The sequence below is a fragment of the Selenomonas bovis DSM 23594 genome (genome assembly GCF_000381005.1).
In the GTDB taxonomy this organism is placed as follows: domain Bacteria; phylum Bacillota; class Negativicutes; order Selenomonadales; family Selenomonadaceae; genus Selenomonas_C; species Selenomonas_C bovis.
Genome location: NZ_KB908441.1, coordinates 1 through 2,649, shown reverse-complemented (window position 1 = coordinate 2,649; position 2,649 = coordinate 1). Strand labels below are relative to the sequence as shown.

5 protein-coding genes are annotated in these 2,649 nt (G+C 53.8%); 4 read left to right on the top strand and 1 reads right to left on the bottom strand.

Features of this window, described 5'->3' with window-relative positions; translation table 11 throughout:
* Window positions 1-28 precede the first annotated feature (28 nt).
* The gene (locus tag F599_RS0113090) at window positions 29-433 is read left to right on the top strand and encodes a hypothetical protein (RefSeq protein WP_081626390.1); all 405 of its coding nucleotides are present in this window, start codon (window positions 29-31) and stop codon (window positions 431-433) included.
* Window positions 434-784: 351 nt separating this feature from the next.
* On the opposite strand, the gene F599_RS0113085 is transcribed toward F599_RS0113090, so the two are convergent.
* Window positions 785-1,810, bottom strand: a complete 1,026-nt coding sequence (locus F599_RS0113085; protein WP_071592886.1) for a tyrosine-type recombinase/integrase — start codon at window positions 1,808-1,810, stop codon at window positions 785-787.
* Window positions 1,811-1,884: 74 nt separating this feature from the next.
* Here F599_RS0113085 and F599_RS0113075 point away from each other — a divergent pair, with 74 nt between their 5' ends.
* From F599_RS0113075 to F599_RS15695, 3 genes are read left to right on the top strand one after another with little or no spacing between them, the layout of a single operon-like run.
* Complete coding sequence (locus tag F599_RS0113075) at window positions 1,885-2,190, top strand: tropomyosin (RefSeq protein ID WP_019543938.1); 306 nt, start codon at window positions 1,885-1,887, stop codon at window positions 2,188-2,190.
* A 4-nt stretch (window positions 2,191-2,194) separates the two neighbouring features.
* A complete protein-coding gene (locus F599_RS15810) occupies window positions 2,195-2,362 on the top strand; it encodes a hypothetical protein (protein ID WP_019543937.1) in 168 nt (55 codons plus the stop codon).
* Window positions 2,355-2,519: a hypothetical protein gene (locus tag F599_RS15695; RefSeq protein ID WP_019543936.1), complete on the top strand. Its 165-nt coding sequence runs from the start codon at window positions 2,355-2,357 to the stop codon at window positions 2,517-2,519. The genes F599_RS15810 and F599_RS15695 overlap by 8 nt, the downstream gene beginning before the upstream one ends.
* Window positions 2,520-2,649: the final 130 nt, after the last annotated feature.

Below are 2,649 nucleotides of genomic sequence, written 5' to 3'. Positions count from 1 at the left end.
TCCCCACTGTTAAGAAAGGATGATTTTTATGTATTTATGTAAATTTGATGGCGCCGGTAAGCGCACTGCTACTGTCGTCGATGGCGTCCACTTTTCGACCGACGAGGAAAAGCAGAAATATCTCGACGATGGCTACATCGAGACGTCGGATGATGATTATGCGTACTATATTGGTAATCGCGGCACTGGTGCGAATGGCACTGGCTATGTCCGCGGCGCGGATGGCAAGCCGACCGATGCACCTGCAATCGTCGTGACGACAGAGCAGGTGCAGGCGTCCATTGCCGCTGATTACGAGTCGCAGATCAGCGAGCTGAAAGATGCCCTGGCGACTGCTACACTTGCCGGTGATGAGTCGCTGATTGCCGAGCTGAAATCCGAGTATACCGAGGTCAAAGCCGAGTATGAAGCTGCATTGAAAGGAGCTGAATGAGCATGGCAAGAGCAAAGAGATGTCCATTTTGCGGGCATAAATTAGATGAGGAAGGCTGGTGCAGGAATAAGGACTGTGCAGATTATATCCGGACGCAGACGCATGATGCCGAAAAAGCCGCAGAGTCAAGCATGGCAAAGGCTGACGGTGATTCTGCGCAATCTGATGCGAGTAAGTAAAATCGTGAGGAAATCGTGCGCTGCATTTGACACAAAAAGCCGCTGAACCCTTGAGGCATAAGGGATTAGCGGCTCTTGTTAATCGTGCGAAATTGCAATGACAGGTTAAGCGCAGAGAGGCGCGGTAGTGGTAAGGGATAGCATGGGTTTGCATGTATCTGTTAAGCACAGGTTAAGTACAAATCTTGTCGATGGCTCTCAGCAATTCGCGGATGCTCTTATGCGTGTAGACACGCTCAGTCACACCTTCGAGGCTGTGTCCGAGGATGAGTTTGATGACGGTGCGGTTGACGTCGGCAGAGTCAAGCATACTGGCAAGCGTGTGGCGGCACTCATGCGGTGTATGCGACATGCCGAAGTGGTGCATGACAGGGTCAAAGATAGCGCGGCGGAAAGAGTCGTAGCTGTGACGGTTGCCATCTGCGCGTCCGCAGATGTAGAGTCCGGGAGTCTGCATAGCCTCCTCGTACCATGGCATGAGCTTGCGAGGGATGGGGATAAGCCTGCCCGCACCGGCATCAGTCTTGCTGTGCCGGATCACGATGACGCGACGGCGCAGCTTGACGTCGGTCTTACGGATGTGACGGTATTCGCCGACACGACAGCCGGCGTAGATGAGCATGAGGACATGACGTGCTTCGGGCACATCATCAATGCCACGCCACAAGCGGTTGCGTTGCCGGACGGTAAAAGGCTTTTTCTTGTGCAGCTTTTGGGGCCGGTCAATATCAAGGTAGCGCGCATAGTCTTTGACGACGAGGTCGTACCGCAGCGCATACTTGTAAAGCTGCTCGAGCAGAGAGCGGACTTTCTTCTGCGTCGGGTATCCACACCCGCTGCGGCGGACATCGTCAATGACCTGGTCGAGGTGCCCGAGCCGGATGTCTACGAAAATCATCGAATGGAGGCGGGAGCAATGCCGATAAGAATTTCTGTAGCTGATGCGTGCGGCTTCGCTTCGGAGACGCGGGAAGTGCTGAGCTTTCCAGAGCGCATATACCTCGGCGAAGGTTGTCTTGCTCGGGCTCAGCAGGGCAGGGTCACGGTTGTACTCGACGAGGTACGCCATGGCATCTTCAAAAGTCTCGAAATACCCCAGAGCTTTCTGTCTGTGCTGGATAGTCTTCTTGACGACATACGGCCTCCGCCGGTTTCCCTGCAGACGATACACGGTTCCAAATCCATTTGGTAGTTTCATGAAATCACCTCATCACGAGGATAGCAGGTGGAGGACAGAATGGATATAAATTTGAAAAGAAAGCAGGTGGTTGCTTGGGTGTACTAGACTCTATCAGCGCCGCCAGCATGATTATCGGCATTCTGGTTGGCGGTGGAAGTATACTGGCTGGTGTTTTTAAGACGATGACATACGTGACGCAGAATATCGTTGCTCCTATGCAGATTAGCATCAGCCAGCTCTCATCTGTGACGAAAGAGCTGAAAGTACTGCTTGAGCAAGTGCGGCAGGATACACGTGACCAGGATCGGCGTATCACGATATGCGAGCAGAGTATCAAGTCGGCGCAGCATCGACTGGATACGTTGGAGGATCGCGTTGATAAGACAGGGCGGGGGTGATGACATGAAGATCACAACAGACATGATTGTCGGCACGGGCCTTGTCTCCGCGCTTCTCGCCACCATCTTTCTCGGGGGCAGCACGGAGCTTCAGACGACTCTCGGTAGCGGCCTGATTGGCTATCTTGGCCGGACGGCCATTGATCACGGAGGAGGCGGTACGCATGGATAACCGCATCCCGGCCCTCCAGTTTGTACTTTTCGCGGAGGCGTTTCAAAAGTTCGCTGCCCTCGCGCGGCAGTACCATTTCTATGAAGATGAAGTAGCGCAGATGGAAAAATCCGTTTACAAGATGTCACCATATCAGAGAAAGGAAGATGTGAAATGAAGGTATTTATTAACCCGGGGCACGACCAGAAGTACGACTCCGGCGCCGTCCATCCGAACAGCGGCCTGCGCGAGTGCGATGTAGCGGCCGAGGTCGGCGCGCTCGTCGTTGACTATCTCGAAGCGGCAGG